This is a genomic window from Petrotoga halophila DSM 16923 (assembly GCF_002924615.1).
In genome coordinates this window covers 1-3,048 of record NZ_JALY01000154.1, presented here as the reverse complement: position 1 = coordinate 3,048, position 3,048 = coordinate 1, and the positions used below count along the sequence as shown (strand labels likewise).

2 protein-coding genes are annotated in these 3,048 nt (G+C 37.3%); both read left to right on the top strand.

What is annotated here, in order from left to right; translation table 11 throughout:
- Nucleotides 1-53 precede the first annotated feature (53 nt).
- The gene (locus AA81_RS07590) at nucleotides 54-248 is read left to right on the top strand and encodes a P-loop NTPase family protein (RefSeq protein ID WP_103898693.1); all 195 of its coding nucleotides are present in this window, start codon (nucleotides 54-56) and stop codon (nucleotides 246-248) included.
- A partial coding sequence (locus AA81_RS07585) for an Eco57I restriction-modification methylase domain-containing protein (RefSeq protein ID WP_169999676.1) occupies nucleotides 232-3,048 on the top strand: 2,817 nt, incomplete at its 3' end. The genes AA81_RS07590 and AA81_RS07585, both read left to right, overlap by 17 nt.

Here is a 3,048-nt window from a genome sequence, read left to right as displayed (position 1 = left end):
TCCTTTAATGTTATGATTGGATAGGGCAGAAGATAAGAATCGTTATAGACGAGGTGAATAGAAATCAAAAAAGCGTTATAATTTCATCAAACTTGCATCCAAAGGAGTTGGTTAATTTTCTGGACGATAGAACCGTTTCAAGGTTGATGGAGATCGTTCCAAAAGAAGGTTTGATTTATCTTGGAGAAGAGGATTTTAGGGTGAAAAAGAGAGAAGAGAAGGTGGCTTATTTTGAACAGATCCGTTAAGAAAATGGCTTTGGGGCTTAAGAGTATCCTGCAAAGGGAGGTCATAAATGGGGAAGACAGCCTCACGGCAGATGAGGAGAGCGTTTTGTTGGACGTTTTTTTGAGTTTTATTGTTTTAAGAGTTTTACAGGCGAAAGGAAACAGCCTCAGGGCAGATAAGAATGAGTTGGAATCAGATATTTTAGGTGATTATTTTTCTGGGGTTCAACTGTTGAAAAGAGATTTTGATTGTTGTTATTTGGTTGATGAGATTAAAAGCAGAATTACTCGCGAAACGATAGAAAAAGTCAGAGATTTGTTTCAGAGTGTGAAAGATGAAGATTGGAAGAAAGAGGAGATTATTTCTTGGTCTTACCAGTATTTCAACGAAGCCAGTTTCACGGCAGGTAAGGATTTAAAGAGTAAAAATGGTGCTATTTCACAGTTTTATACCCCAAAATGGATTGTGGATTATTTGGTGGAAAATACGTTGGGGAAATATTATACGGATGAGAAGGGTGTGGACATTGAGGATGTTAAGATTATAGATCCAGCTTGTGGATGTGGGAACTTTGTTATAGGGGTGTACGATAAGTTGAAAGAGATGTACCAAAATAGGGGTTACGATGATGCTTTGATTCCAAAACTTATAATTACTAAGAACTTATACGGTATAGATATCGATGAGAACGCGGTTGAGATTACGAATTTGTTGTTGAGATTGAAGGCTTTGGAGGATGGAGCATGCGAGAAGATTGAAACAAACATAGTAGCCGTTCCAGAGGAGAGCAGCCTTACGGCAAATGAGGACGGGCAGAATGAGTATTTGAAGAAGTTTGAAAAGACTGGAAGTTTGATGAGAACAGAGGATGTTTTGAGTTTAAAATCCGGTATAGATGATGAGCGATTGAAGAAAGCTTTAGATGTGCTTACTTTGAAGTACGATATTGTTTTGACTAACCCCCCGTATTTGGATTCTTATGATTATGATTTTGAGTTGAAGAGATACATAAACGAGGATTATAGTGAGTTTAAAAAGAATCTTTACGCCTGCTTTATCAAAAAGAGTTACGAGTTAGTGAAGACGGATGGATTTGTTGGTATGATCACCCCTCAAACTTTTATGTTCATTGCAAGTTATGAGAAGACAAGAAGGTTCATATTAGATAATTTTCAGATAGAAAGATTGGTTCACTTTGGCCTTGGAGGGGTGTTTGATAACGCTTTAGTTGACACAGCGATGTTTGTTTTGAGGAAAAGTGAAGACAACCTCACGGCAAGTGAGGAAGGGAGTTTAGGTGAATACATAAACTTGACCTCTTTTAATGGGAAAGATGCTAAGAAGAGGGCTTTATTTTCTATTTGGGAAGACAGCCTCACGGCAAGTGAGGAAAAGAAGAGAGAGGATTATATTTCTAAGTATGTTTTTAGGGTTGATAAGAGGATTTTTACAAAGGTTCCGAGGTTCCCTTTCATCTATTGGGTGAATTCAGATGTTGTTCGTACTTTTGAAAACGAGCCGTTAGATAAGTTTGCCGATGCACGACAGGGGATAGCTACTGGGGATAACAATAGGTTTTTGAGGTTCTTTTGGGAAGTTAGAAGAGAGGATATTAGTTTTGATCATATTAAAGATGGCAAAAAATGGGTCCCATATGCCAAAGGTGGGCCTTACAATAAATGGTATGGCAATTTGTGGTGGGTTATAGCCTTCGATGAAGAGAATTACAATCTGTTGTCAAAGATGGGGAATTATCTTCCAAATAGAAAGTATTATTTTAAAAAGGGTATAACTTACACGATGACAACCTCGAAAGGGGCAACTTTTAGGTACCTTCCTTCTGGATTCTTGTTCGATTGTAAGGGGAGTAGTTTGTTTTTTTCAAAAGATGAAGATATCTTTAGGTTTTTGGGGTTGCTCAATAGCAGTTTGTTTTCTTATTTGGAGAGTTTTATTGCAGGAAGCGTGGATTTGGAGGTTGGGGATTTGAAAAAGCTTCCCGTTCCACAAGGTTTGTTTGAGGATTCTGGTAAGGCTCAAGCGTTAGAAGCACTCGCCAGATTGAACGTGGCGATTAAAAAGCAGAATACCGAGATATATCCAAACGAACTGTACTTCAACGAGGAGAGTATCGATAGTGTTTCTAAGTTTTATGGGTTTATAGAAAGCAAAAACGCTCTTGATACTTATCTGCTTCTTTCTGAAGGGTTGATAGATGTACTGGTGATGAAGTTGTACAGTTTGAAAGAGAGAAATTTTGAGGAGATTTATAAGACGGTGGGGATTCCTACAGCCTTTTTTCCATTTGCAGACGGTAAAGGTGTAAAGGGTTTGCCACCATTGAAAGAACTGCTGAAAAGCCAATATTTGTACGAATTTGGTTTGAGGCAAGCTGAACTTTTCAAAATAGAAAAGCTTATTGAAGAATTTTATGATAACAAAATCAAAACATTGGACCACCTTTTGTCTTTCAATGAAGGTATAACCAACTATCACCAAAGAGAGCCTTACGATAATTATGTGGAAAGAAACGCAGAAGAAAGTTTCCAAAATCCTGTTACGGTTTACAACAACATGGGTAGCCAAGAGGAGATTTTAAAAAAATTGGGGTTTATAACAATAGATAATGGTATCCAAAGGTATCTTTTGAATGGAGATACGGGTTTTATTCCATTTGGGTTTTCAATCGATGAAGAAAATAGATTGTTATCTACTATTTTCAAGGAGCGCTTTGAATTGGAGCGTACTGTGGAGAAAGATTTGAGAGATTATGTCTTTAAAGATTACCTAAAACTTCATGAGAAGTTTTATAAAGATAGG